This window comes from Rhizobium rhizoryzae, from assembly GCF_011046895.1.
Taxonomy (GTDB): domain Bacteria; phylum Pseudomonadota; class Alphaproteobacteria; order Rhizobiales; family Rhizobiaceae; genus Neorhizobium; species Neorhizobium rhizoryzae.
This window is the reverse complement of the sequence record NZ_CP049250.1, coordinates 2,669,003-2,693,843: the sequence shown is the minus strand read 5'-3', so window position 1 is coordinate 2,693,843 and position 24,841 is coordinate 2,669,003. Positions and strand designations below refer to the sequence as shown.

The following is a 24,841-nucleotide window of genomic DNA, read 5'->3' as shown; positions in this document are numbered from 1 at the left end:
GCACAGGCGTTTGGTACAAGGAGCGGCAATGACGGAACTTGACGAGAGCCGCGCGAAACCGCAAACCGATGACGTAGACGAGGATATCTACGCGGAGAACGGCTCGATCCGCTCCGACTTCCTGGCCATGGTTGGTGCGGCGATTGCGGACCGCGATTTGCTGTTCCTCCGGCAGAATGTCGCTTCCCTGCATGAATCCGAGCTGGGTGACCTGCTGGAGTCCATCCTGCCGGATCAGCGTCTGGCGCTTGTCAAACTGCTCGGCAACGATTTCGACCTGACGGCTCTGACGGAAGTCGATGAGGCGATCCGCCTCGAAATCGTCGATCAGATGCCGAACGAGCAGATCGCTGCTGCCATCGGCGAACTGGATTCTGACGACGCCGTCTACATCCTGGAGGATCTCGATCAGGAGGATCGGGAAGAGATCCTAGCCCAACTGCCATTCACCGAACGCGTACGTCTGCGCCGCGCGCTGGACTATCCGGAAAGTTCCGCCGGTCGTCGAATGCAGACGGAATTTGTGGCAGTGCCTCCGTTCTGGACCGTTGGCCAGACCATCGACTACATGCGGGATGAAGAAGATCTGCCGGAAAGTTTCACGCAGATCTTCGTGATCGATCCCACATTCAAGCTTCTCGGCATCGTGGATCTTGACCGCATCTTGCGCACCAAGCGTCAGGTGAAGATCGAAACCATCATGCGGGAAACCAACTATCCAATTCCCGCCGATATGGACCAGGAAGAGGCGGCCCAACTGTTCGAACAGTACGACCTTCTATCCGCCGCCGTTGTGGATGAAAACGGTCGCCTCGTCGGTATTCTAACGATCGACGATGTCGTCGACGTCATTCAGGAGGAAGCCGAGGAAGACATCATGCGCCTTGGCGGCGTGGGTGACGAAGAACTGTCGGACACCATTCCGGAAACGTCGCGCTCCCGCGTTCCGTGGCTGCTGGTGAACTTGCTGACAGCCCTGCTGGCCGCCTCGGTTATCTCTCTGTTTGAGGCGACGATCGAGCAGATTGTCGCGCTCGCTGTACTGATGCCAATCGTTGCAGGCATGGGTGGCAATGCCGGTTCTCAAACGATGACGGTGACGGTACGCGCGCTCGCAACACGCAATCTCGATATCTACAATGCATGGCGCGTGGTTCGACGCGAGGCGGGTGTGGGCCTGCTGAACGGTATTATCTTCGGTATCCTGATCGGCATCGCCGCTGGCTTATGGTTCCAGGATGTGAACATCGGCGGCATCATCGCGGCTGCCATGCTGATCAACATGATGGCCGCTGCGCTCGCCGGCATCATGATTCCGCTGCTGCTTGACAAGGTTGGCGCCGATCCCGCCGTTGCATCCGCTGTCTTCGTAACCACAGTGACCGATGTGACCGGATTCTTTTCCTTCCTCGGTCTTGCGACCTGGTGGTTTGCGATCAGTTGAATCCAGCCAGTCAGACCGTCGCACCCGAAATTGACTTGCACGTAAAAGTCAATTATTTTGAGGGCTTCATACGGGATACTGGCGTGAATAAGTATTATACCATCACTGAGCTGACGCGGGAATTCGGAGTTTCCACCCGAACCTTGCGCTTCTACGAAGACGAGGGTCTTATCCACCCCGAGCGCCGTGGGCGGACCCGGCTGTTTCGTGCCGCAGACAGGCGGCTGATCCAGGAGATCCTGCGCGGTCGCCGTATTGGCTTCACGATTGCGGAAATACGGGAAATCATCCAGGTCTACAAGGAGCCGCCAGGCGAGATAGGCCAGTTGAAGCTTCTGATGAAGCGCGTGGATGTCAAACGCGACGAGCTTCGCCAGAAACGCAAGGATATCGACGATACGCTGAGCGAGCTGGATAACGTTGAAGAGGCATGCCTCACGCGTCTCGCAGAAATTGGCGTTGGAACCTGATCGAGGCCGGGGCTAGAGCGGAATTTGACCTGATTGGATCAATTCTGTTGGCCCAAACCGGTTGTTCCACGAGGAGAAGGGCGCGTGGCGTAGCCGTAGCATACGCCCAAGCCCTTCGACAAAGTGGACGGCCGGTTTCGGCCAACCCTCTGGGCAGCATGTATTTTCGCCATTACCTTCGGCTTTCGCCTCGGACGTATATCCCGATATGCCCATCGGCAAAATCCTTGGTCCTGACGAAAATCCATTGCTGCAGAATGATTCAATCAGGTCGAACTCCGCTCTAAAGCGCTTTAGCCTCCGCCCGCTAGCCGTTACCGCGATTGGATCGAACATTCCTGAACGATCTTGTTCACCCGCTCATCACCTTCCAGATTGATCTCGCCGCGGTAAAGCGGCTGAAGCAGGGATTGACCACCCAAGGCCCGCGCTGTGCAGCCGCAGAAGCGTTCGCACAGACCTGCATCATTGCCCTGAGCCTCGCAGGAGGGACGGCAATCCCGCTCATAGCCGGACACCAGATCGGGTGCAGGCGGCGGGATGACCAGCGACGCAAGGTAGACGCAGGCAATCAGGATCGGCTGATGCAACAGGTAGAAGAGAAGGCTGTGACGCCCGGCCTTTGTCAGAAGGTTAGGCTTCTGCTGCAAGCGTTCGACATATGCAAAGACCCCATGGCGCAGACAAAGACCGGCAGCGGCTACTCCGAATAGAACGGCGGAAAACCACGGAAAAAGGGGCACGTAGTCATTCGAGCGCGGAATGGCCTCTGCGAAGCCGATCCATGCGAGCCAACGGGAATCAAAAAGCGGGAAGCTCAGAACACCGGGCTGAACCCAATTGTCGGCTATCATTCCACCGAGCAGCAGGACCGCTACAAGGCCGGTGATGAGAGGCGGAAGCCGCAGGAAGGCCAGGGCGATCAGGCTGGATACGGCGATGTTGTGGAGAATGCCGAAAAAGATCCATTGATCCGGCAAGGCAATATAGGTCCCGACGCTGATCAAAAGCGCAGCACCCGCCACCATGCCAAGACGCTTGATGAAGGATTGCCAGCGGATGCCATTGCTGTGCGCCAGAACAAGGCTGAAGCCCACCAGGAACAGAAAGGTGGAGGCGATGCCTCGGGCATAAATCTTCAGCCAGCCGTGCGTCGCGGTGCCCGCTTCAAGGTAGTGGAAGAACTCCAGATCCCACGTGAAGTGATAGGTTGCCATGGCAATGAGGGCGACGCCGCGCAGGGTATCGATAAACGGCAGCCGGGGCACGCGCTGAATGGTCACGTTGGTCGATGAATGGCTCAACTCTTTGCATATCCTTGCGTATTACGGGGCCGGGTGGTCCATGAGCGCACGGCGCGCCTCCGAGAAGAACTGACGCCGCATGAGTACCACGATCACGAACAGCGTGGATGCCATGAACATATAGGGCCCGATAAACCAACCGAGATACCCGATTGACAGGAAAATTGTGCGCAGCCCGGCATTGAAGTGCCGCGCAGCGATAATGTTCATCCTGATTACATTTTCTGCAATGCGCTCGACCTCGTTGCGCGGCATTGAAGTGTCGCTCGCCATTGGCAAGGTGCCGAACAAGATGGTGCAGTAGTTGAAGAGGCGATAGGACCAACCGAACTTGAAGAAGGAATAACCGAAGAGCGCGGTTAGACCCACGACCTTGGATTCGAAGGCGGCACGCCCGGAATATTCGACAAAGGCAAGATCGCGAAACACCGCATCGACACGATCGGTCGCACCCAGCAATGCGAAGCAACCACCGATCGCAAAGATGGATGTTGATGCGAAGAAAGCGGTTCCGTTCTGCAGCCCTGCCATGATCTGTGTATCGATCATCTTCAAGTCGCGTTTCAGCGAATTGTAGATCCAGTCCCGGCGTCGCTCCGCCATGACCTGGTTCAGGCTCTTGCGCGGCAGAACCGGGTCGCCGCTGGTCAGCCACGAGTATCCAACCCAAAGTGCCACGAACAGAAGAAGTGCGATGATGTCGACCGATGTCATGAGGCGCCCTGCCGATAGGAATTGCGATTTCTATGCGCCACTTCTGGATTCGGCTCAAGCCGCCTCCGCGGCTGGCTGCCCAGAGGAGACCTGATGTCGGGATTAACCAATAGTGAATGGATTAAATTTCGCACTTGCGAAAAGCTTCGGAGATTAATAAATCCTAAAAATCGATCCCGGCGCCGCAATTCTTGTGCGCCAACTGAGGAAATCATGGAAGACAGCGTCGTTAAGTCCTGCTGGGGTGTCACCTTCAAGGCCCTCTGCGGTTTCGCAGGTATTCTCGCAATCGCTTATCTTGTCGGTTCATTCTGAGCCAAAATCCGGTGGGAGGTCTCTCGCCGGAAATGCCCCTAATTATATATAGACATGTCGCTGCAAGGACTGGACTTGGCTTCCAGTCCGGCTAGTTTGTCGCATCCTGACGAGATCGATGTGGGAACGATAGCAGCATGTTTTTATCAGTATTTGATGTCTTTAAAATTGGTGTTGGTCCGTCGAGTTCACATACGATGGGCCCTATGTCGGCAGCCAATCGGTTTCTGGACCTGATCGTATCCAATGAATGGCCGCGTCCGGCTGGTGCACAAGTTTCCGCCATCAAGGCAAGCCTGCATGGCTCGCTGGCCTTCACCGGCATCGGTCACGGAACGGGCAGGGCGGTGATCCTGGGCCTGATGGGTGAAGCGCCCAACACTGTCGATCCGGACCGGATGGACGATGTCATCGAGCAGGTCGAGCGCAGTGGCAGGATTACGCCGCCGGGCCATCCCGGCTATGATTTCCAGCCGGCGACGGATCTGATCTTCGACAAGAAGCAGCCTTTGCCCGGTCATGCGAACGGGATGAGCTTTTCGGCCTTCGACAAGGACGGTCGTCTTCTCCTGAAGCGGATCTATTATTCTATTGGTGGCGGGTTCGTCGTGACCGATACGGAACTCGAGGCGATGCGCGGGCAAAAAAATGCACCAGCAGCCAAGGTTCCCTATCCCTTCTCCACGGCGAAACAGATGCTGGAAATGGCGCGGGCGTCCGGCCTCAGCATTGCTGATATGAAGCGTGCCAATGAATTGACGCGCATAAGCGAAGAGGAACTGGATCGCGGACTGGATGAAATCTGGTCTGCCATGAGCGGCTGTATCGATAGGGGCCTCAAGGTAGAAGGCATCATGCCAGGCGGGCTTAAGGTCCGCCGTCGCGCCAAGTCCATTTTTGAAAAGCTGACGAATGACGCTCGCAGCAACCGGTTGAACCCGGTTCTCGCGAACGATTGGCTGAGCGTCTATGCCATGGCGGTCAACGAGGAAAATGCCGGTGGCGGGCGTGTGGTCACCGCTCCGACCAATGGCGCAGCCGGTGTCATCCCGGCCAGCATCCGCTACTTTTTGCATTTCCATGACGATGCAACGATCAAGGATGTGCGAACCTTCCTGCTGACCGCAGCAGCCGTGGGCGGCATCATCAAGCACAACGCGTCGATTTCGGGAGCTGAAGTCGGCTGTCAGGGCGAAGTTGGCTCAGCCGCGGCCATGGCGGCAGCGGGTCTTGCAGCGGTGATGGACGGAACGCCAGAGCAGATCGAGAATGCCGCCGAAATTGCGCTCGAGCATCATCTGGGGATGACGTGTGACCCAGTGGCCGGCTTGGTGCAGGTTCCCTGCATCGAGCGCAATGCCCTCGGGGCCGTGAAAGCCGTGACGGCAGCGTCGCTCGCCATCAAGGGCGACGGCTCGCACTTTGTCCCGCTCGATGCAGCCATCGAAACGATGCGTCAGACCGGACACGATATGAGCGAGAAGTACAAGGAAACCTCGACAGGCGGCCTCGCCGTCAATGTCGTCGAATGTTGATCACAGGAATTTAGGATTGGACTGTGAAGGACCCTCTTGACCCGAACGGCAAGAGGGTCTTTTAGCATTCTATGGCTCTTCATTTGATCAAGCTTTGCGTTGGCGCCGACTCCCTTCAGGATCTGAGGGAATGGGTAGCCGAACGTTCTTTGACGGCTATTGCTGCCGGACTTCAACCCCACTCGACGCATACGACACGCATGGTGCCAAAACGCGCCGAGGAACTACTCGATGGCGGCTCGCTCTATTGGGTCATCAAGGGGCAGGTCACAGCACGTCAACCTCTGCTGGATATCGTGACCTTCACCGGGGGAGATGGCATCGGCCGATGCAACCTCGTGCTGGGGCCGGAGATCATCGAAACGGTCCCACAGCCGAAGCGTCCGTTCCAGGGCTGGCGTTATCTGACGCAGGAGGATGCTCCGCGAGATCTGGGTGCGATTGGCGATGATGTCGCATCCATGCCCGAAGATCTGCGTCGGGAACTGGCAGAACTCGGATTGCTCTGAAAGCGAAAAGGGCGCATTCGCTGCGCCCTCATTGAATTATCTGAGCCGCAGACGCAGCGGTGATCGACCGCTCCTTGCCGCCAGATGCAGATGGATATTGGCTCTTGGCTGTGTATGGCGCCAGGCCCGGGCTCCATGGGAGAGAAGAAGCGACACGAGATCGCGTGTTTTCTCCTTCGGTCGACCGATGCCCATTCCCATACCGGCCAGCCGCATGGCGGCCTCGTGCAGAGGATGAAGCGCGCCCCCACGGTGTTTCGACTTCGAGCCTGTCGGCAAATCAAAGTCGAGATTGTTCTCATTCGTTGCCATAGTGACCTCGTAACGCAATACAAGCGAGGATCTGTTTCCATCCGAAACGCAGATGGTATCGGGAGGCAAACTGCCTCCCTTGGTCATTTCACTGTTGTGCAGCCCAGCAGGCAACGCCCTTCTTTTTCAAGCTGTTGCATGCATTCACGGCCGCCTTCTGGTCGTCGAAACCGCCGAAACGCGCACGGTACACCTGACCGCCATTTGCATCGACCGGAATAGCGAATGGCTTTGCGGAGCGAAGCGCACCACCAACCTTTGCCTGTGCAGTTTCAAGCATTTCCAGTGCGGAGTCCTTGTTAGGGGACACGCCGATCTGGATAACCCAACCCGAAGGTTGCGATGCTGCAGCTCGGGCCATTTCAGCGACCGGCCGTGTCGAAGCAGTCGTCAACGAGTCCGTTGGATCCTTCACGCGGGCTGTCGGCATGTATTCCGGAGCAGGCGTGGGTATAACAGAGGGTGGCGTATCCAGTGCAGCGGTTACGGCCGCAGCGGCACCATTGGCCTTCGGTTCAGACGAATAGGCAGAGGCGCCCGGAAGTTTTTCTTCGGCATAGCGGGCGGTCGGACGCGGCGCGCCAGCAGGAAGATTGACTGCAACCTGTTGTGTCGCAGCGGCAACCGGCGAAGGCTGTGGAGCAATCGGTGTCGGAACGGAGGCCGCCACAGGTGGGGCCGGAGTGCGAACCTGTGCTATCAGGTTGCTGGCATTGCCCTGAGAGGCTTGCGGCAGATAGGTCGCAACGAGCTTGCGCATCTGGCCATCACGGGCTGCCGTGCTGGTGCCGCCAAGAACGACTGCAACGATGGAACGACCGTTCAGCTGAGCGGACGTGACGAGGTTGAAACCTGCAGCACGGGTGTAGCCCGTCTTGATCCCATCCACGCCCGCAACGCTGCCGACCAGTCGGTTATGATTGCCGATAACCTGCTTCCCGAACTTGAATGTGCGGGTCGAGAAGTAGCTGTAGTACTGCGGAAAATGTTGACGCAAGGCGATACCGAGACGAGCCTGATCACGTGCAGTCGTCATTTGCGCCGTGTTCGGCAGGCCATTCGCATTTCGGTAGGTCGTGCGGGTCATGCCGAGCGCACGCGCCTTGTTGGTCATCATGAGTGCAAAGCGGGCTTCGTTGCCACCGATGAATTCGCCCAGCGCAGTGGCAATGTCGTTTGCCGAGCGGGTCACAAGGGCTTGGATCGCTTGCTCTACAGTCACTGAGCCACCGGCACGAACTCCGAGTTTGGATGGCGGTTCAGATGCCGCCTTTGCTGATACCGGCACCGGTGAATCGAGCGTGAAGCGACCAGCCTCCAAGGCCTCGAACGTCAGGTACAGCGTCATCATCTTGGTAAGCGACGCCGGATAGCGCAGCGAATCCGGATCGTCCGAATAGAGCACCTTACCGGTTTTGGCATCCACCACGATACCTGCATATTTCGGATTGGCGTGTGCCGTGTGCCCGCCAAGCAAGACGAACAAGGCTACGACGAAAACGAGGCCGACGATCTTCTGGAAAATCGAGGCGCCACCCTTGGGGAAGGATGTCGTGTTGATGTAATTCAGCACGTTTGCACTCACTCACTGCAATTCATGTTATCGGGTCCGGCTGCCCCCGCAGCACCGTTCTCATCACTTTAGGGGCTTAGCCTTACCAAGTGGTTTATGATGAACAGACGTTTACAAACTCTGTTCGACTTTTCACGGATTGTCGGATTTTTGGCCGGTTAGCCTGTTTGCGACAAAGGCTCCAATAGCGGCATCAATATGGTCCCACTCGGCTAAACGTGTGGATGAGAAGCGATAAAGGATACTCAACCCGTTTCCGGCGTGAATGTCCCGCTGACAATCAGCGCTGCTGGCCTCCTGTCCGCGTTGGGGCAGAAGGCACCGCACCACATAGTCCGGCTTTCCTGGACGGTGGGCGGACAGAAGAACTTCGTCGCCATAGCCGCTATCGGCTTTCAGATGATGCAGTGTGAGGCCATGGCCGAAGTCTGAGGAATCGCCGGACAAGAGCCGCTGATAGATCGGCTCAAATCGTCCGGACATGTCGCGGGACATGGTGGCTTCAGAAACTTCGATGAAAATCAGGTCGGTGGACTTGTCGGCGGCATCGAAGCGATCCTTCTCTGCGACCGAATATCCCTGCATTTCAGGCCAGGTGAGATAGAGGTTCAAACCCGCAGCCGTACCGGACGTCCGTTGCTCGGCCAGCCTGATCATGTTGGCCGGCACCGAAATGATGTCCGAGCCAATGGCAATGTTGAATTCCTGCGTGCTGTCCGTATGCCCGCCGGAGGCCATTCGCTGACCAAGCCAGTGACCTGCCGCCGTAATGAGCCCGGCGATGAGGACCAGCGCTGCGAGAGCTGATAGCAATTTGATGGCAAGCCGATTGGAGATGATTGGCTCAAAGCCTTCATCGGTATCATTCGTATGAGAAGCCATTATCGCACACCATGTTCCGGAAGCGCCAAACTAGCTGCGCATCATTGTCCGAAGCATTCGCGTTTATGGTTAACCAATCATGAAACAAAAAAAGGCGCCGCCCACGGGGAGTGGAGCGACGCCTTTGGCTTCACGGGGATGAAGCTTATTTTCTGACGCTGGCCACCGCGTTGGCGCGGCCATCCTGCAATTTCACCCATGCGCCTGGATCATCGACGGCCTGACGCTTGAGATAGGTGTATTCGGTTTCGGACCACAGCATGACCTTGTTGCGCATATTGTCGAGAACGAAGTCGCCGCGATCGGTCCGGACCGTCAGCACGGCGTGGCCTTCGCCATTCGGCTGCAGAACAACGGTGATCAAGAGATCCGAAGGGCTGATGCCCTGATTGATCAGAAGCTTTCGCTTCAGCAGAACGAAGTCTTCACAATCACCGACTGTCCGCGGATAGGCCCAACGTTCCTCGACGCCGTAAATCTCCTGGTCGGTCATGGGGGTGATCGTGGAGTTGACGGTGAAATTCACATCGAGAATTTTTCTCCAGCGATCTTCCGTCAGAACCAGCGGACCACGGTCACCGTCTGTCGGAACACATTCGCTGCGATAGGTCTGGCAAAATTCATAATGGCCGATGGGTGGATTGGCTTTGCCGGTCACCTGCATCTGTGCAGTGCTTGCGGCGTTGGCATTGCCTGCACTGAGGGCTGCTGCGACGATGGCCAGGCCTGCGGCGATCTTCTTGATGTGAAACATTTTGTTCTCCCCGTTTCGATGAGGGGAATGTCTCACACGCATCTTCAAACTGTGCCAAAATCGACAGTAAAATCAGATGCTTAATTGAATTGAATGCATCTAAAATTGAGCGCTGATTTGATCAAAATGCAATTCGAATCTAAATCGGTTTTGACCCAAATTTCATTCAAATTATGCGCAAGTTTGAGGATAATTCGATAGATGATCAGCTAAATGGTTGAGAAAGCTTCGGTCTGTCCGGATCGTATGAAGCCGTATTGACCTGCTGGGGCCGGGAATGGCGAGCGAGTGGAGGTGATCAACGCGGGGTTCGCGTCCGAAATCTGGCTGCTCGAGCAAGAAATTGGATGCGGAAACGACTTGTAGATGGACGTTGAGGCTGAGATTCGCGTCAAAAAACCGCGTCTTTTTCGTACATTTTTTTCTCCGCAAACCCTGTTCGCCACAAAATATGGTGGAGCATTGGTTAAATCCGGTACGCATCGAACCGCATTTCAGGCAACGGACCTCTCCGGTGCCAGGAATCAAAAACCCGGCGCGATGGCCGGGTTCAATCTGGGGCGACTGTGAGCTGTTCCTAGAGGAAGTCGCGCAAGCTTTCGCGCGTTTGCACCATCGCAAATTCGATCGCGACACCTTCGGCGAAATGGCGAACGATGCGTCCACGCATATTGTTGAGGAAAACGGGGGTGCCCACGGGTGGGCGAACATCGCAATCCACCGCGGCACCGGACAGCGAGAGGTCGACGAGACGGCAAGGATAGCTCGTACCATCCTCAAGCCGCAGTTCGGCGCGCGTGATACGTGGTGAGAGGCGGTCATGACGTCGGTCTTCCGGCAGGCCGAGCTCGTGCCGGTTTGCCAGCCATGTCAGCTGCGCGGCCAGCTTTTCCCGCTTGCGATCCGTGGCCGTGATCGACATCACAAAGCCGGTATCTGTCAGTTGCAATGCCTGGCCTTCCAACCGGCCAAGATGATCGATGTAGGCAATGATCCGTTCGCCGACGCGCGGAGCGCCGATGCATTCCAGCATGACATCGCCGGGCGACATTTCAGAGGCAAGGCAGGGATATTCCTCGCGCGACGCAAGCATAAGACGACCGCTCATGTTCACCGTCACTCTTTGGAAGGTACGGGGAGGAGCGGGCTTCTGTGTTTGTGCTGCTGGCTGGAATGAGAACATTGCACTCTTTCGTCCGTCATCTACCAGACATGCTTACTCTCAGCCGGTTAACATTGGGTCAATTGGACGTCAGAGGTTGTAATGACTGCTCAGCTTAGATGGAAAAGCCGCCTGATGAAGCTCTGGCTGCTGCCGTCTCTGGCGAATTCCGTGGATGTGGCCGGCACGGTTCCGGGCGGGAAGGCCGGCTGCCATGTTTTGAGCACGAGACTGCCTGGATCAATGGGATAGGAGGGATGCGCGTCTTCTCCCAATACGATGGAGCCCAGCAAGCGGTCACATGCTCCCTCCGCTGAACGCAAGGGAAGCAGAAGCATCTCCAGCCGCACGTGACGTCCGTCTTGGGTGGCGTTCACGCTGCAGTGGATCGCGGTCTCTGATCTGAAGGCGGACAAGGTGGCTTCAACGACCTGATCACGGGACCGCGGGTTCCACAACGTCTCAAAATCGTGGTCTCGCAGCTCCTCGCCGAAAAGTTCGCAGACCCGCGTGCCTGCCAAACGAAACACAAGATCGAGATCCTGCCAGCCCAACATGATGAGATCGGGCAGGCGGGAGCGGATTGCCGTGGGATCAAGTTGGGTCCGGAGTGGCGCTTTGTTCGCACGGCGCAGGCTGTACCAATAGCTCAACACTTCGTTACTGCGGTTGCTCAACATCTGCACGTTGTGTTCCATTCTGTGTCGTATCAGGCGTCATGCCTGTCATTTCTCTGCTACGGAGCGAAAAGCATGCCACTCCAACGGGTTGGCGCCGTGCAAGGGCGGCAAATCCCGCAATCGTTGCTCGCTCATGGAGTTGCGATCTGCTAATAGATTTCGGCAGAGGAACCCGACCCACATGGAAAAACCGCCCGAAACGCCCTGGGGAGCCCCCCCGCCAGAGGAAGAGACCCCCGCGCAGCGAGGCATTCACCGCGATCGTGGTATGAATGAAGATCATCGCCGCGACTCGCAGCGCCGCGAACCGGCGATCAACCTGCCGGGACCATTGCTCGCAATTCTCGGACTTCTAATTATTCTTTTCGTCCTGGATGCTTACGTGCTGTCCGACGAGATGCGAGCATACTTCCTGTTCGAGCTTGCCTTTACTCCGCTACGGTATGTGTTTCCGCTATCGGGGCAGGGGCTGGAGTGGCTTTGGACTCCGGTCACCTATTCTTTCCTGCACGGAAGCGTCGAGCATCTGGCCTTTAACGGTCTTTGGCTCGCAGCCTTTGGTGCGCCGGTCTTTCGTCGCATCGGCTTCAAGCGGTTCATGGTTTTCTGGGCCTTGTCGGCTGCCTGTTCCGCTTTTTTCCACGCGGCGCTGAACTGGGGGCAGGAGACGATCCTAATCGGCGCATCGGGTGTGATTTCCGCATTGATGGGCGCCGCATGTCGGTTCGCGTTTCCCGCCAGTGGCACCGGCATGTTTGGACGCGATGTTCATCTCCTGCCGCGCCAGGGAATTGTCGGCGCAATGCGCAACAGAACGGTTTTCATTTTTACCATCCTCTGGTTCCTCGGAAACGTGCTGATCGCCCTGGGCATTCCGCTCGTGGGCGGGGATGATTCCGCCATCGCCTGGGACGCGCATATCGGCGGTTTCCTCTTTGGCTACCTGCTGTTTTCGGCCTTCGATCCGGGCGTCGCCGCAAGGCCTGACAGAGGCTGATACCAAATGTCGATGATAGGGACCGATTGCGCCGGAGCGATTTTGGTTTGCGGCGAGAAGAAAACCACAGTCGGACCTGAAGGTCCGGCGCGGATTTTCGACGACGTCCGAAGAGCAAAAGCGCCCGGTCCTCTGGATGGGCCGGATTTCCTCCACCGACTTTGTCGCAATCCTCGACCGATGCAGGAGCATCGCTCTCCGGTATGCTCCTCCTCGGATGAAGGTCTCCGGTCCCACGCTATCGGTTCATATCATCGACATTTGGTATGAGGCCTGCGCTGCTTGCAATCCGTTCTATTGAGGAGCACCATCGTAAGACTTTCGAAACGCTTGGAGGAGCGAATCGAAGGTTTCGAAGAGCTGATCAATAGGAGGAATTGATGTCTATCTCCGTGAAGCACATGCTCGATAGAAAAGGCCGGGATGTCGTGACCGTGTCACGCGATGCGACCATTGAGGAGGTCGCAAAGATCCTGGAGCAGAAACGCATCGGCGCAATTGTCGTCACCAGTCTCGAAGACCGGATTGCCGGGATTTTCACGGAGCGTGACCTTGTCCGTTGCGTTGCGAAAGAGGGTCCGGCGGCTCTTTCCAATCCGGTTTCATCGGCAATGACTACGTCTGTGACGCGCTGCCGGGAAGAAACCACCTTGAACGAACTCATGGAAATCATGAGCAGTGGCCGCTTCCGTCACGTACCTGTGGAAAGCGGCGGCAAGCTTGCCGGCATCATTTCCATTGGCGACGTCGTCAAGGCGCGCATTCAGGAAGTTGAGGCCGAGGCCGAGCATATCCGGGCCTATATCGCCAGCTGAACACACACCAGCCGCCCGGTGGGGCGGCTGCCTTTTGTCAGGGAAGAGTGAATATCTCCTGCATCCGCTTCAGTTCGGTAATGCGGCTTTGGGCCTCCTGATAGCCGCGGTCGATCGCTTCACCGGCCCGGTGAAATTCGGAAAGACCTATATCGCTGAGGCGTGGATGAAGCGCGAGATCGGGCGGGTCTCCCGCCAGGCGCGCGCGTGAGATTCGCTCCTGAATGATGTTGAATGCCTGCACCATCGTGCCGGTCATGCCAATTCGCGCTTCCTGAACCTTTGTGTGCTGGCCCTGATGAACAGGCTGGACACTCGCATTGTGTTTGACGACGGCGGATCGGCCGAAAATATCATAGTTCAGATTGATAGCGACCACGAGCGGTTGCTCATAGGCCCGGCAAACAGATGTCGGCACGGGATTGACCAGTGCTCCGTCCACAAGCGTGCGGTTGTTGCATTTCACCGGCTCGAAAATGCCGGGAAGGGCGTAGGATGCGCGAAGGCCGGTGATCAGCGAGCCACTTGTAATCCAGACTTCGTGACCACTGTGAAGTTCGGTCGCGACGGCCACGAACGGACGATCAAGGTCTTCGATAGCGACGTCTTCGAGATGCTCCTGCATGCGTTTCGTCAGCCGCATGCCACCCAGCAAGCCGCCGCCGCCAATGGTCAGATCCAGCAGGCCGGCGATGCGCCGCATGGTAAGCGAGCGCGCGAAGTTTTCGAGTTCATCAAGCTTGCCGGCGAGATAGCAACCGCCCACCAGCGCACCGATGGAAGTGCCGGCAACCATGCCGACCTCGATGCCTGCCTCTTCCAGCGCGCGTAGGACACCGATATGCGCCCAGCCTCTGGCGGCACCGCCGCCCAGTGCCAGAGCAAGCTTCGGCTTTTTGGGTTTGTGTTCGGGAGTATGAGGCGGCTTGTTGCCGCCGCCATTTGCATCTGCTCCGGATGTCGGAGCCTCACCGCGATTCCAGTTCCAGTTCAGCATCTGATCCCGCCCTTCAGGCTATGTAAGCCAGACTACCATTGAACGCAGACACTGGTTTAGAATCAGTTCATGTCCGTCAGACTTGCCGAAAAACGAAGCAGTTGCCTAATCGGTTCCCTTGTCCGAATAGATCGCGTCCGGATCGAAATGACGATGCTCATCAACGATCCTTACCTTTGCTTCGCCGTCCACAAGTTCGACAGCGCGATAGAAGCATGAGCGACGTCCGGTGTGGCAGCTGGCATCATGTCCGGCCACTTGCACCTTCAGCCACACGGCATCCTGATCGCAATCGGTCAAAAGCTCGACCACGCTCTGAAGATTGCCGGATGTTTCGCCCTTCTTCCAGATTTTTGCGCGCGAACGGCTGTAATAGTGCGCGATTCCGGTCTCGATAGTGAGAGCCAGCGCCTCGCTGTTCATGTGGGCAACCATCAGAAGTTCACCATCGCGATGGTCTGTCACGATGGCAGTTACCAGACCATGGTCGTCAAAGCGCGGCGTGAAAACACCGTTGCCCTCGAGTTGCGTTTTGTCGGAGGGTGCCGGTTCAAACTGGATGGTCATGAAACTCTCTGTAAGCCTGTATCAGCGACGGATCATGCTGAGGAAACGGGCCTGTTCCTGAGCCTTTTCCTTGAATTCGCCGGTAAATGTCGTCGTAAGCGTGGTCGAGCCCTGCTTCTGGATGCCGCGCATGGCCATGCACATGTGCTCCGCCTCGATCATCACCGCAACGCCGCGCGGTGCCAGACCGGACTGAATCGCCTGAGCAACCTGTGCGGTCATATTCTCCTGGGTCTGCAATCGGCGGCCGAACACCTCCACAAGGCGGGCTATCTTCGAGAGCCCCAGAACACGCCCCTTCGGCAGGTAAGCCACGTGAGCCTTGCCGATAATTGGCACCATGTGGTGCTCGCAATGGGAATAGAACGGAATGTCCTTTACGAGGACCATGTCGTCATAGCCGCCGACCTCCTCGAAGGTACGGCCAAGAATTTCCTCCGGTGACTGGTCGTAACCACCGAACAGTTCACGATAGGATTTGGCGACGCGCTTCGGCGTGTCGATCAGGCCCTCGCGGGACGGATCGTCGCCGGCCCAGCGCAGTAGAACCCGCACCGCATCCTCGGCCTCTTGCTGTGTCGGGCGAGGTTGCTTCTGCCCCGCAGGGAAATTCTTCACGACTGAATCCATGTTCATATCTCCCGTGCGGTTCAAGGCCGCACCTGCCGAAGTTCTTTGAACTGCAATGACGTTCAAAGCAGGCTACGCGTTATCTGACCTGTCGGATCCCTTTTTACAAGATACGAGTTACTCTCGATTGAAGACTTGGCGAAACATGTTTCTTGAACCGATCGTTTCCGTCATCATATAGAGCATGAGACTATGGACGACCAGTCGGCGGGCTGAAGCACACACTGTCCACTGGCAAGCGACGCAGGTAGCGTCAGGATTCTTCGGCATGGACGATATTTACAACAGTCGAATTCTTGAACTGGCAGGCAACATCCAGCGTGCCGGTACGCTCGATGATGCAGATGCGACCAGCGAGAAGCACTCGAAGCTCTGCGGCTCGAAGGTGCGCGTCTTCCTGAAGGTGCGCAATGGGATCGTGACCGACTTTGCACATCAGGTGCGCGCCTGCGCTTTGGGACAGGCGTCTTCATCGGCCATGGCGCGGGTGGTCGTTGGTGCCTCTGTTGACGAAATTCGTCAGGCACGTCGGGACATGCTGGCCATGCTGAAGGAAGGTGGTGAAGGACCCGTCGGTCGTTTTGAGGAAATGCGCGTTCTGAAACCCGTGAAGGACTACAAGGCCCGACATGCCTCGACCATGTTGACCTTCGATGCCGTGGTAGACTGTCTCGATCAGATTGAAGCCAAAGCGCAGCCGCAGGCGGTCTGACGCATGTGCCAGCACTGTTCTGGTCTGCATGATGACGAGGATGAAAAGCCGCGGAGAAGAGGTCGGAACTGGTCCGGTCCTTTTCGCAAAACGCCGGATCGTCTTGTCGGAATGGGCCTGATCCGCCTCTATCAATTGACGCTCTCCGGCTTCATCGGAAATTCCTGTCGTCACATCCCCACATGTTCTGAGTTCGGCTATGAGGCTGTCGCGCGTCACGGTCTCTGGTTCGGGGCCTGGATGACGGCCTATCGTTTCGCCCGTTGCGGGCCATTTGGTTCGTCCGGGCTGGATCCCGTACCGGAGAACCGGCCTCAACACCAGCGATGGTGGACACCCTGGCGATATGCAGCCGCCTCAAAGGGCGAAGATTCAGCGCAGTAATCTTTACGTTCTGCGAGTTTTTTTCTATGACGCGCAGATTCATCGCTGCATCCGCGCAGCGCAATTCACCACCCGCATTCGTTGGCGGGACTGGTTCAAGGAGAAAACCATGTCTGTTTCCCTCACATTCCCTGATGGCTCTGTCCGTTCGTATGAAGCCGGTGCGACCGGGCTTGCGGTCGCTGAGTCGATTTCGAAGTCGCTGGCCAAGAAGGCCATCGCCATTGCGATCGACGGCGAAGTCCGCGACCTGTCGGACCCTGTTTCCGATGGCAAGATCGAGATCATTACCCGCACAGATCCGCGCGCTCTGGAACTCATTCGCCATGATGCTGCGCACGTGATGGCGGAAGCCGTCCAGGAGCTTTGGCCCGGCACGCAGGTCACGATCGGTCCGGTGATCGAGAACGGCTTCTACTACGACTTCAAGCGCGTTCACCCAGACACCAAGGAAGACTGGCCCTTCACGCCCGACGATCTGCCGAAGATCGAAAAGAAAATGAAGGAGATCATTGGTCGCAACAAACCCTTCACCAAGGAAGTCTGGTCGCGCCAGAAGACCAAGGATGTGTTTGCTGCCAAGGGTGAGAGCTTCAAGGTCGAGCTCGTTGATGCGATCCCGGAAGATCAGGACGTCAAGATCTATGCTCAGGGCGACTGGTTCGACCTTTGCCGTGGTCCGCACATGGCCTCGACCGGACAGATTGGGACGGCCTTCAAGCTCATGAAGGTGGCCGGTGCCTATTGGCGCGGTGATTCCACCCGTCCGATGCTGACCCGTATCTACGGCACAGCCTGGGCAGAGCAGGAGCAACTGGATCAGTACCTGCACGTACTTGCGGAAGCCGAGAAGCGCGATCACCGCAAGCTTGGCCGCGAGATGGATCTGTTCCATTTTCAGGAAGAAGGTCCGGGCGTCGTGTTCTGGCATGGCAAGGGCTGGCGCATGTTCCAGACCCTGACCGCCTACATGCGCCGCCGTCTGGCCAACACCTATGAAGAGGTCAACGCGCCGCAGGTTCTCGATGCCTCGCTATGGGAAACCTCCGGTCACTGGGGCTGGTATCAGGAAAACATGTTCGCCGTGAAATCGGCTTACGCGTTTACCCATCCGGATGACAAGGAAGCCGATAATCGCGTCTTCGCCTTGAAGCCGATGAACTGCCCGGGTCACGTCCAGATCTTCAAGCATGGCTTGAAGTCTTACCGTGAAATGCCTGTTCGCCTTGCGGAATTTGGTCTCGTTCATCGCTACGAAGCATCCGGCGCATTGCATGGGTTGATGCGCGTTCGCGGCTTCACGCAGGACGATGCCCATGTATTCTGCACGGAAGAGCAGATGGCAGCCGAATGCCTGCGCATCAATGATCTCATCCTGTCGGTCTATGAGGACTTCGGCTTCAAGGAAGTCGTGGTGAAGCTCTCCACCCGTCCGGAAAAGCGCGTGGGATCCGATGAGCTTTGGGACCGCGCGGAATCGGTCATGATGGATGTTCTAAAGACGATCGAAGAGCAGTCTGGAGGACGCATCAAAACCGGAATATTGCCAGGTGAGGGCGCATTTTACGGGCCGAAGTTCGAGTACACTCTCAAGGACGCAATTGGCCGTGACTGGCAGTGCGGAACGACGCAGGTGGACTTCAACCTGCCAGAGCGCTTCGGTGCGTTCTACATCGATGCGAACTCGGAAAAGACCCAGCCTGTCATGATCCACCGCGCCATCTGCGGCTCGATGGAGCGCTTCCTCGGGATCCTGATCGAGAACTTCGCCGGGCATATGCCGCTGTGGTTCGCACCGCTTCAGGTGGTCGTCGCAACGATCACCTCCGATGCGGATGATTATGGCCGCGAGGTTGCCCAGCAGCTGCGCGATGCGGGCCTGATTGTGGAAGAGGACTTCCGCAACGAGAAGATCAACTACAAGATCCGCGAGCATTCGGTCACGAAGGTTCCGGTCATCATTGTCTGTGGTCGTCAGGAAGCCGAAAACCGCTCAGTCAACATCCGCCGTCTGGGTTCGCAGGCACAGACACCGATGTCGCTGGAAGATGCCGTTGCATCGCTTTCGGAAGAAGCAACGCCGCCGGATGTCAAGCGGCGTCAGGCAGCACGCAAGATGGCTGCCGAGTAAAACAAATAACCCCGGTGGAGCGATCCACCGGGGTTTTTTTGTTTCAAGCGATCACGGTGATCAATCCTGACCGACGACGGACGCCTGTTGTTCCTTCATGGAAACTTCGATATCCGCGTTCTTGCCGGACTGAACGGTGAACTCTCGTTGATAGATCTTGTCCTTGTTGCGAGCGACGGCGGTATATTCGCCCTCCGCCAGCACCATGGTTGTGAAAGCGCTGACGCTTTCACTCACCACGTCGCCACCGGCAGTCAGCACAGACCATGCGGTATCAGCCACGGCTTCGCCGCCGTGCTGAGAAACAAGCTTGAGGGTAATCTGCGCCGCCTTGTGCTGCAGCGTCGCCTCGGTCAGTTTGCCTGCCTCGACCTGAAGGTCAGCCCGAACGCTCGCGTTGATATCGCCATATTCTGAAACAATGTGATAGGTGCCGGTATTCAGCCGGATGATCGTGTTCGGCTTCACATTGGCCATCACAAGCGCACGCTCGCCGTCTTCGCGCACCTCCGCGGAATAGATCGAGAACTTCAGCTTGTTGGCCTGTATCCGTTGATCAGTGCCCGCAACGGCATTCAACACAAGACCGCCTGCATCAAGAACAAACGATAGCTTTTTGACGTCACCATTTTCCGGAACACTCAGTCGCTTTGTGATACCAGCGCGTCCGAATGCGACGTTGACGAAATAATCACCTGGCGCCAGTTGAAGATGAGCTTCGCCGCCTTCCGAGGAGGCAACAAGCTGAAGCTTGCCATCCGGGCCGGCGCTCGGGCTGAATACACGCCAGTTGAGCCCGGTCTGGAGAGATGTTCCATCTGCCGTCAACTTCGCTTCCAGCGTCACATCGCGCAGGGCGGGAACCTTACGGGCAGATGGCGCTGTAAAAGCATTCAGTTTCGGCATCTTTGGCGTGCCTTCCAACTGCTTGAAAGGCTGGAATGCGTCCTGAGCATGAGCGGATGGCGCCAGGGCAAGCGCCGCCAGCAGCGCCATCGAGAGCGAGACCTTCCGAGAAACTGCGTTCATAGTGGTTGCTGACCGTTGACTCTTGAATTCCGAAACGTCACTTCAAAACCAACCTAGCGGCAATTTCAAGATCCCTCCATTCACAGAGTCGTCGGATGCCCATTCAGAAGCCACTCTTCGATTATCTCAGTACGCGTCGATCCATTCCTGCGTTCCAGATGACGGAACCGGGCCCGGACCGGACCGAGCTGGAGCAGATCCTGACGCTCACCTCACGCGTTCCTGATCACGGCAAGCTCGCTCCCTGGCGTTTCATCGTTTATCGGGGACAGGCGAGGGCAGAACTTGGCGAGCAGCTTCTGTCTATTGCGCTGAAGAAGAACCCCGAAATGACCGAAGAAGCCCGGCAGATCGAGCGGTCGCGCTTGACGCGTTCTCCAGTCGTCATTGCTGTGGTCAGCACTGCGGCGGAGCACGTCAAGATCCCGGTCTGGGAACAGGAATTGTCTGCTGGCGCCGTCTGCCTCAATCTGTTCATGGCTGCCAATGCCCATGGTTATGCCGCCAATTGGCTGAGCGAATGGGTCGCCTATGACGCCGATGCCAAGACCGTTCTTGGCGTGAAGCCGGAAGAAAAAATCGCTGGTCTGGTTTACATCGGCTCCACGACGTTCCCGCAAACCGACCGTCCGCGCCCTGAACTCAAGGACATTGTCAGCTGGGTTGGTGAGGGAAGCGAGTAATGTTTTATACCACCGATCTCAACCAGCATGGTCTTGCGCACGACCCGTTCAAGGCCATTGTAGCGCCGCGACCCATCGGGTGGATCGGTACGAAGGGCAGGGATGGTTCGCTGAACCTCTCGCCCTATTCGTTTTTCAACATCGTCTCGGACAATCCAAAGATAGTGATGTTCTCATCCAGTACGCCGAAACACAGTAGCCGGAACGCCGAAGAGACGGGCGTCTTCACCGCAAGCCTCGTCAGCCGCAATCTCGTCGAACCGATGAACGCATCCTCTGCGCCGGTGCCCTATGGTGTCAACGAATTCGATCTCGCTGGACTGACGCCGAAACTTGGTGAGCTGGTGGACGCTCCATACGTGGCCGAGGCCTATGCTGCGCTCGAATGCAAGGTGACGGAGGTCCTTCGACCGAAGGGCTTGAATGAAACCATGTCCGAGTCGGTTATTGTGTTCGGTCAGGTAGTCGGAATCCATCTCAGTGAGATCATTGTTCGAGATGGTCGCATTGATATGGCCTTGGCCAAGCCAGTTGCTCGCATGGGCTACATGGATTACGCGGATGGCGGCAGCGATGTTTTTCAACTGCAACGGCCGACTCGATAGAAACCTTTGAGTATTAGTAGGGTCTGATGCGATAGTGCAGGCTGTTTTGCCTGAGAGCGACCAATTCTGTCTTGCTACGCGCGAAGGGGTTGCTCTGAAGACCCACACATACGCTGGGAATTGATTATATTCGAAGGCTGTTCGCCTCTTTTCACGATCCTTGAGGCGTATGGTGAACCGATCGTAAACTATTTCTGACTAGCTTGGCCTCATGGACGAATGGAGAGCGTAGAGTCGCTCCGGCGTTTGAGGTAGGTCAGTTGATTATCCAGGCTTTTTTGCGATGGGCGGAAACAGCAGGCGCGGCAGATCGCGCCAAGGCAGCGCGCGCCTTGGCCAAGGCCTACTTCCGTCTCCGTCCGGATGATCCGCAAAAGCAGGCGGCCTTGCATGCCATGATTCACCTGCTGGATGACCCTTCGTCAGCCGTTCGCTTCGCGCTTTCCGAGAGCCTTGCTGAAGAGCCGTCAGCACCACGCGCCGTGGTGCTGGCACTTGCTGAGGACCAGCCGGATATCGCATGTCCTGTCATTACGTTTTCACCGGTACTGACGGATATGGATCTAGTCGACATTGCAGGTCGAGGATCCAGCATGACCCGCGGTTTAATTGCGACCCGTCCTGAACTGGGCCGCGGCGTCGCGGCAGCAATTGCCGAGATTGGTGATACGGCTGAGGCCGTCATCCTGTTGGAAAACGATTCGGCCGATCTCTCCCGATACGTACTCAAGCGGCTGGCAGAGCGCCACGCCCGCAGTTGCGAGGTGCGGAACCTGCTTCTGGACCGCGAGGATCTCCCCGCGGAAGCGCGCGATGTTCTCGTCCGCGAAATCAGCCGCGCATTGGCCGGTTCGCTGCTGGTGCAGGCGACGTTGAGTGCACCGCGCATTGCATACCTGACTGAAGAGGCGGCTACGCTCGCCACGCTACGTCTCGTCGGAAACGCTCTGTCGGATGAAATTCCGCTGCTGGTGCAGACGATGCGTGAGGATGGGCGCCTCACCTCGGCTTTTCTCATGCACGCGCTCTGCTCGGGACGGATTGAATTCTTTGCTGCTGCCATGACGGACCTTTCGGGCCTGGACGATCGTCGCGTTCGCTCCATTATGGCAACCGGCCGAAAGCATGCGATCCGCGCTCTCTACGAATCCTGCGGTTTGTCTCGTGAAATCTCGGAAGTCTTTGTCGAGGCGACCATGCTCTGGCGCGAGAAACTGCGGGAGGTGCAAGGCAGCGGCGAGGGAATCTTCGACGCATTGATCGAACGGTATCCGCGCACGGTTGATACCTACACCACCATCAACGAGCTTCTCGACATCGTCGAGTCACTGCAGCGCCAGGAATACAGGGATATGGCCCGCGCTTACGCTGAGCAGACTGCCTACGCTGCCTAGCGCAGTCGCTGGGCGACCCAGGAATACCCACTTTCCACAATCCGTACCGGTCCCTTGATCAGGCTCTCGACGTTATCTCGCGTCGGCAGGATAGTCTTTACACGGTCCATGGCCTTGGCGGCCATCGACTGTTCCTCCTGCCTTGTTTCCTCCGGTGTCGGTGCAGGGGCGTCTGGTGTGTCGGTAGATTTCGGTGCGGTCGGGGATGCGCTCGCCACGGTCGGATCCTGGCAAACGGCAATGACGACGGGGTAGGAAACATTGGCGAACCGGCCTAATTCCTTTTCAGAAACTGCATTGCATAGTTCGACGCTGGGCCAGCGTTGATTAAGCGTTGCCACATATTGGCAGTCCGTGGCGCTGTCGTCGCAGCCAAGTATTGTCATGATGACCATCGCGGTGCGCATATGAACTTCCTTGCATATGATCTTGTAAGAACGTTAAGACGCAGCATAGCGACTTTGTGAAGGCAGGCAGGACAGGCAATGCAGGATTTGGTCATTCAACGAGAAGCGCCTCGGCAGCCGGGTGTGCTGAGATTGCTGGAATTGTCCGACGCCTATGCCGCATCGCTCTACCCTGCCGAAAGCAATCATATGCTGCCGATCGAGGAACTGGAAGCGGATACGGTTTCCTTCTTCGTGGCGCGACGGGGTGATGAGATTCTCGGTTGCGCGTCCCTTGTCCGGCATGACGATGGCACGGCAGAAATCAAGCGCATGTTCGTTGACGGATCGGCACGAGGATTGAAACTCGGCAAGCGGCTGCTTGATCAGCTCGAAAGCGAGGCCCGGAGCTTTGCCATTTCGATCATCCGTCTCGAAACCGGAATCTACCAGCCAGAGGCGATTGGCCTCTATCGGAATGCCGGATACGAGGAGATTCCGCCATTCGGTGGCTACAAGCTTGATCCACTCAGCCTGTTTATGGAGAAGCGCCTTCGTTAATGGGGGCCGGATCGGCCTTGAGGCGTTTGGGAGGCTCCGGGACGGTCGGGGTCTCTACTGCATCAGCGCTTGATGAAAGCTCGATCTCACGCATCCATTCACGCCAGATCGCAACGAGCAGCGCCATCAGAACCGGGCCGATGAACAGGCCGAGAAAGCCGAGCGTCTTCACACCGCCCACGAGGCCGAAAAAGGTCGGCAGGAACGGAAGCTTGATAGGGCCGCCGACCAGGCGCGGGCGTATCGTCTTGTCGACGATGAAGAGCTCGACCGAGCCCCAGACAAACAAGGCAACGCCTGCGAAAAGCGATCCGCTGGCAACGAGATAGATCGATACGAGCGTGAACGACAAGGGCGCGCCGCCGGGGATCAAAGCCATGATGCCGGTCAAAACGCCGAGTGTTACGTGGGACGGAACGCCGGCGATCCAGTAGGCAATGCCAAGAATGATGCCTTCACCGATGGCGATCAGCGTCATGCCGGTCACGGTAGAGCTTATGGTAGCCGGGACCACCCGCGATATGCGCTCCCACCGCGAGGGGAGGATGCGCTCGCCGAGCAAATCCATCTGGCGCGCGAAAGCCGCACCGTCACGATAGACGAAGAACAGGGCGATCAGCATGAACAGCAGCGTCAGAAGCAGGTGAAACGCGCCATCCCCGGCAGCGATCACCGCACGGTAGATGTTGCCGATATTGGCGCCGCTGACCAGTTGAACCAGTTGGCCAATGGCGCCCGGTTCGCCTATGTGGCGCTCCCATTGCGTTGAAAGCCATTCACCAGCGACCGGCAGTTCCACGATCCATTGTGGCGGCGCAGACCCGACCCGGTTGATCTGGAGTGCCCATCCAATCCAGTCCCGCAATTCACCGATCGCATAGGTCAGGGCGATGCTGATGGGGATGATGATGAAACTTAAAACGCAGATAATGGCGATGGTCGCGCCGATGGTCGTGTTGCCGCCGACGCGACGCAACAGATCGCGATAGAGCGGCCAACTCGCAAAACCGATGACGAGGGCCGCGAGAACAGGGATGACGAAGCCGTGGAAGAAGTAGATCCCGGCAAAGACTATGAGAATGAGAAGCCATCGCGCAGCCGATATGGGCGGAATGAGCGCTATGCGCATTGGCGCGACGGGCCCCAGCCAGCGCGGTTCCGTCCTCGGTCTGTCATTCTCACGCACGATTGACTGCCATCCTGTTTGCGTCTCTCGTTTGTCTCCAGGCGCACCTGACGAGAGCTAAGATTAGAGATATTGAAGATTCAAGCTTGCCGTAAAGCGCAGATGCGCTA

The 24,841-nt window shown here is 57.3% G+C and carries 28 protein-coding genes; 14 read left to right on the top strand and 14 right to left on the bottom strand.

The window, feature by feature from the left end; genetic code table 11:
- Nucleotides 1–28 precede the first annotated feature (28 nt).
- Both mgtE and G6N80_RS18820 read left to right on the top strand, forming a co-directional pair.
- Nucleotides 29–1,444 (top strand): magnesium transporter, encoded by a 1,416-nt coding sequence (gene mgtE / locus G6N80_RS18825; protein ID WP_062554806.1) that lies wholly within the window; start codon nt 29–31, stop codon nt 1,442–1,444.
- Between the two features lie 83 nt (nt 1,445–1,527).
- Entirely contained in the window at nt 1,528–1,914 is a 387-nt protein-coding gene (locus tag G6N80_RS18820) for a MerR family transcriptional regulator (RefSeq protein ID WP_062554511.1), read from the top strand.
- A 314-nt stretch (nt 1,915–2,228) separates the two neighbouring features.
- Here the strand turns inward: G6N80_RS18820 and G6N80_RS18815 are convergent, their stop codons facing one another.
- Nucleotides 2,229–3,218: an acetyltransferase domain-containing protein gene (locus tag G6N80_RS18815; RefSeq protein WP_246251440.1), complete on the bottom strand. Its 990-nt coding sequence runs from the start codon at nt 3,216–3,218 to the stop codon at nt 2,229–2,231.
- Nucleotides 3,219–3,239: 21 nt separating this feature from the next.
- Nucleotides 3,240–3,932 carry a DUF599 domain-containing protein gene (locus tag G6N80_RS18810; protein WP_062554509.1) on the bottom strand — a complete coding sequence of 231 codons (693 nt, stop codon included), beginning with the start codon at nt 3,930–3,932 and terminating at the stop codon, nt 3,240–3,242.
- Nucleotides 3,933–4,384: 452 nt separating this feature from the next.
- On the opposite strand from G6N80_RS18810, the gene G6N80_RS18805 reads away from it, so the two are divergent.
- Both G6N80_RS18805 and G6N80_RS18800 read left to right on the top strand, forming a co-directional pair.
- Nucleotides 4,385–5,782, top strand: coding sequence for an L-serine ammonia-lyase (locus G6N80_RS18805; RefSeq protein ID WP_165136023.1), 1,398 nt, complete (start codon nt 4,385–4,387; stop codon nt 5,780–5,782).
- A 71-nt stretch (nt 5,783–5,853) separates the two neighbouring features.
- Nucleotides 5,854–6,291: a DUF1489 family protein gene (locus G6N80_RS18800; RefSeq protein ID WP_165136020.1), complete on the top strand. Its 438-nt coding sequence runs from the start codon at nt 5,854–5,856 to the stop codon at nt 6,289–6,291.
- Nucleotides 6,292–6,327: 36 nt separating this feature from the next.
- On the opposite strand, the gene G6N80_RS18795 is transcribed toward G6N80_RS18800, so the two are convergent.
- From G6N80_RS18795 to G6N80_RS18780, 4 genes are all read right to left on the bottom strand, one after another.
- A complete protein-coding gene (locus G6N80_RS18795) occupies nt 6,328–6,603 on the bottom strand; it encodes a hypothetical protein (protein WP_062554506.1) in 276 nt (91 codons plus the stop codon).
- Nucleotides 6,604–6,691: 88 nt separating this feature from the next.
- Entirely contained in the window at nt 6,692–8,188 is a 1,497-nt protein-coding gene (locus G6N80_RS18790; RefSeq protein WP_162249574.1) for an SPOR domain-containing protein, read from the bottom strand.
- 120 nt (nt 8,189–8,308) lie between these two features.
- A complete protein-coding gene (locus tag G6N80_RS18785) occupies nt 8,309–9,058 on the bottom strand; it encodes a hypothetical protein (RefSeq protein WP_062554505.1) in 750 nt (249 codons plus the stop codon).
- Between the two features lie 145 nt (nt 9,059–9,203).
- On the bottom strand, nt 9,204–9,812 hold the full coding sequence (locus G6N80_RS18780) for a transglutaminase-like cysteine peptidase (RefSeq protein WP_165136017.1): 609 nt from the start codon (nt 9,810–9,812) through the stop codon (nt 9,204–9,206).
- Between the two features lie 366 nt (nt 9,813–10,178).
- Here G6N80_RS18780 and G6N80_RS18775 point away from each other — a divergent pair, with 366 nt between their 5' ends.
- Nucleotides 10,179–10,382, top strand: coding sequence for a hypothetical protein (locus G6N80_RS18775; protein ID WP_165136014.1), 204 nt, complete (start codon nt 10,179–10,181; stop codon nt 10,380–10,382).
- A 7-nt stretch (nt 10,383–10,389) separates the two neighbouring features.
- On the opposite strand, the gene G6N80_RS18770 is transcribed toward G6N80_RS18775, so the two are convergent.
- Nucleotides 10,390–10,995, bottom strand: coding sequence for a PilZ domain-containing protein (locus G6N80_RS18770; RefSeq protein ID WP_062554503.1), 606 nt, complete (start codon nt 10,993–10,995; stop codon nt 10,390–10,392).
- Between the two features lie 89 nt (nt 10,996–11,084).
- Nucleotides 11,085–11,672: a PAS domain-containing protein gene (locus tag G6N80_RS18765; RefSeq protein WP_165136011.1), complete on the bottom strand. Its 588-nt coding sequence runs from the start codon at nt 11,670–11,672 to the stop codon at nt 11,085–11,087.
- Between the two features lie 250 nt (nt 11,673–11,922).
- On the opposite strand from G6N80_RS18765, the gene G6N80_RS18760 reads away from it, so the two are divergent.
- Nucleotides 11,923–12,651: a rhomboid family intramembrane serine protease gene (locus G6N80_RS18760; RefSeq protein WP_062554804.1), complete on the top strand. Its 729-nt coding sequence runs from the start codon at nt 11,923–11,925 to the stop codon at nt 12,649–12,651.
- Between the two features lie 380 nt (nt 12,652–13,031).
- The gene (locus tag G6N80_RS18755) at nt 13,032–13,466 is read left to right on the top strand and encodes a CBS domain-containing protein (RefSeq protein ID WP_062554501.1); all 435 of its coding nucleotides are present in this window, start codon (nt 13,032–13,034) and stop codon (nt 13,464–13,466) included.
- 37 nt (nt 13,467–13,503) lie between these two features.
- On the opposite strand, the gene G6N80_RS18750 is transcribed toward G6N80_RS18755, so the two are convergent.
- From G6N80_RS18750 to folE, 3 genes are all read right to left on the bottom strand, one after another.
- Nucleotides 13,504–14,463 carry a patatin-like phospholipase family protein gene (locus G6N80_RS18750; protein WP_062554500.1) on the bottom strand — a complete coding sequence of 320 codons (960 nt, stop codon included), beginning with the start codon at nt 14,461–14,463 and terminating at the stop codon, nt 13,504–13,506.
- Between the two features lie 105 nt (nt 14,464–14,568).
- Nucleotides 14,569–15,030: a phosphoribosyl-AMP cyclohydrolase gene (gene hisI / locus G6N80_RS18745; protein WP_062554499.1), complete on the bottom strand. Its 462-nt coding sequence runs from the start codon at nt 15,028–15,030 to the stop codon at nt 14,569–14,571.
- Between the two features lie 21 nt (nt 15,031–15,051).
- Nucleotides 15,052–15,660 carry a GTP cyclohydrolase I FolE gene (gene folE / locus G6N80_RS18740; protein ID WP_062554498.1) on the bottom strand — a complete coding sequence of 203 codons (609 nt, stop codon included), beginning with the start codon at nt 15,658–15,660 and terminating at the stop codon, nt 15,052–15,054.
- Nucleotides 15,661–15,928: 268 nt separating this feature from the next.
- On the opposite strand from folE, the gene G6N80_RS18735 reads away from it, so the two are divergent.
- From G6N80_RS18735 to thrS, 3 genes are all read left to right on the top strand, one after another.
- On the top strand, nt 15,929–16,372 hold the full coding sequence (locus tag G6N80_RS18735; protein WP_165136008.1) for an iron-sulfur cluster assembly scaffold protein: 444 nt from the start codon (nt 15,929–15,931) through the stop codon (nt 16,370–16,372).
- 3 nt (nt 16,373–16,375) lie between these two features.
- Nucleotides 16,376–16,756, top strand: a complete 381-nt coding sequence (yidD, locus tag G6N80_RS18730; protein WP_165136005.1) for a membrane protein insertion efficiency factor YidD — start codon at nt 16,376–16,378, stop codon at nt 16,754–16,756.
- A gap of 109 nt (nt 16,757–16,865) precedes the next feature.
- Nucleotides 16,866–18,887, top strand: coding sequence for a threonine--tRNA ligase (thrS, locus tag G6N80_RS18725; protein ID WP_062554494.1), 2,022 nt, complete (start codon nt 16,866–16,868; stop codon nt 18,885–18,887).
- A 60-nt stretch (nt 18,888–18,947) separates the two neighbouring features.
- On the opposite strand, the gene G6N80_RS18720 is transcribed toward thrS, so the two are convergent.
- Complete coding sequence (locus tag G6N80_RS18720) at nt 18,948–19,883, bottom strand: hypothetical protein (RefSeq protein ID WP_376748585.1); 936 nt, start codon at nt 19,881–19,883, stop codon at nt 18,948–18,950.
- Nucleotides 19,884–20,011: 128 nt separating this feature from the next.
- Between G6N80_RS18720 and G6N80_RS18715 the strand changes: the two genes are divergently transcribed.
- The 3 genes from G6N80_RS18715 to G6N80_RS18705 all read left to right on the top strand — a co-directional run bounded on the left by G6N80_RS18715 (nt 20,012) and on the right by G6N80_RS18705 (nt 22,598).
- Complete coding sequence (locus G6N80_RS18715; RefSeq protein ID WP_165136002.1) at nt 20,012–20,599, top strand: nitroreductase family protein; 588 nt, start codon at nt 20,012–20,014, stop codon at nt 20,597–20,599.
- Nucleotides 20,599–21,204: a flavin reductase family protein gene (locus tag G6N80_RS18710; RefSeq protein ID WP_165135999.1), complete on the top strand. Its 606-nt coding sequence runs from the start codon at nt 20,599–20,601 to the stop codon at nt 21,202–21,204. The genes G6N80_RS18715 and G6N80_RS18710 overlap by 1 nt, the downstream gene beginning before the upstream one ends.
- Before the next feature lie 260 nt (nt 21,205–21,464).
- Nucleotides 21,465–22,598, top strand: coding sequence for a DUF2336 domain-containing protein (locus G6N80_RS18705; RefSeq protein ID WP_165135997.1), 1,134 nt, complete (start codon nt 21,465–21,467; stop codon nt 22,596–22,598).
- Here G6N80_RS18705 and G6N80_RS18700 read toward each other — a convergent pair.
- Nucleotides 22,595–23,005 carry a hypothetical protein gene (locus G6N80_RS18700; RefSeq protein ID WP_062554489.1) on the bottom strand — a complete coding sequence of 137 codons (411 nt, stop codon included), beginning with the start codon at nt 23,003–23,005 and terminating at the stop codon, nt 22,595–22,597. The two genes, G6N80_RS18705 and G6N80_RS18700, sit on opposite strands and share 4 nt — an antisense overlap.
- Nucleotides 23,006–23,083: 78 nt before the next feature.
- Between G6N80_RS18700 and G6N80_RS18695 the strand changes: the two genes are divergently transcribed.
- On the top strand, nt 23,084–23,545 hold the full coding sequence (locus G6N80_RS18695; RefSeq protein WP_165135994.1) for a GNAT family N-acetyltransferase: 462 nt from the start codon (nt 23,084–23,086) through the stop codon (nt 23,543–23,545).
- On the opposite strand, the gene G6N80_RS18690 is transcribed toward G6N80_RS18695, so the two are convergent.
- Entirely contained in the window at nt 23,523–24,674 is a 1,152-nt protein-coding gene (locus tag G6N80_RS18690) for an AI-2E family transporter (RefSeq protein ID WP_082547167.1), read from the bottom strand. The two genes, G6N80_RS18695 and G6N80_RS18690, sit on opposite strands and share 23 nt — an antisense overlap.
- Between the last annotated feature and the right edge of the window lie 167 nt (nt 24,675–24,841).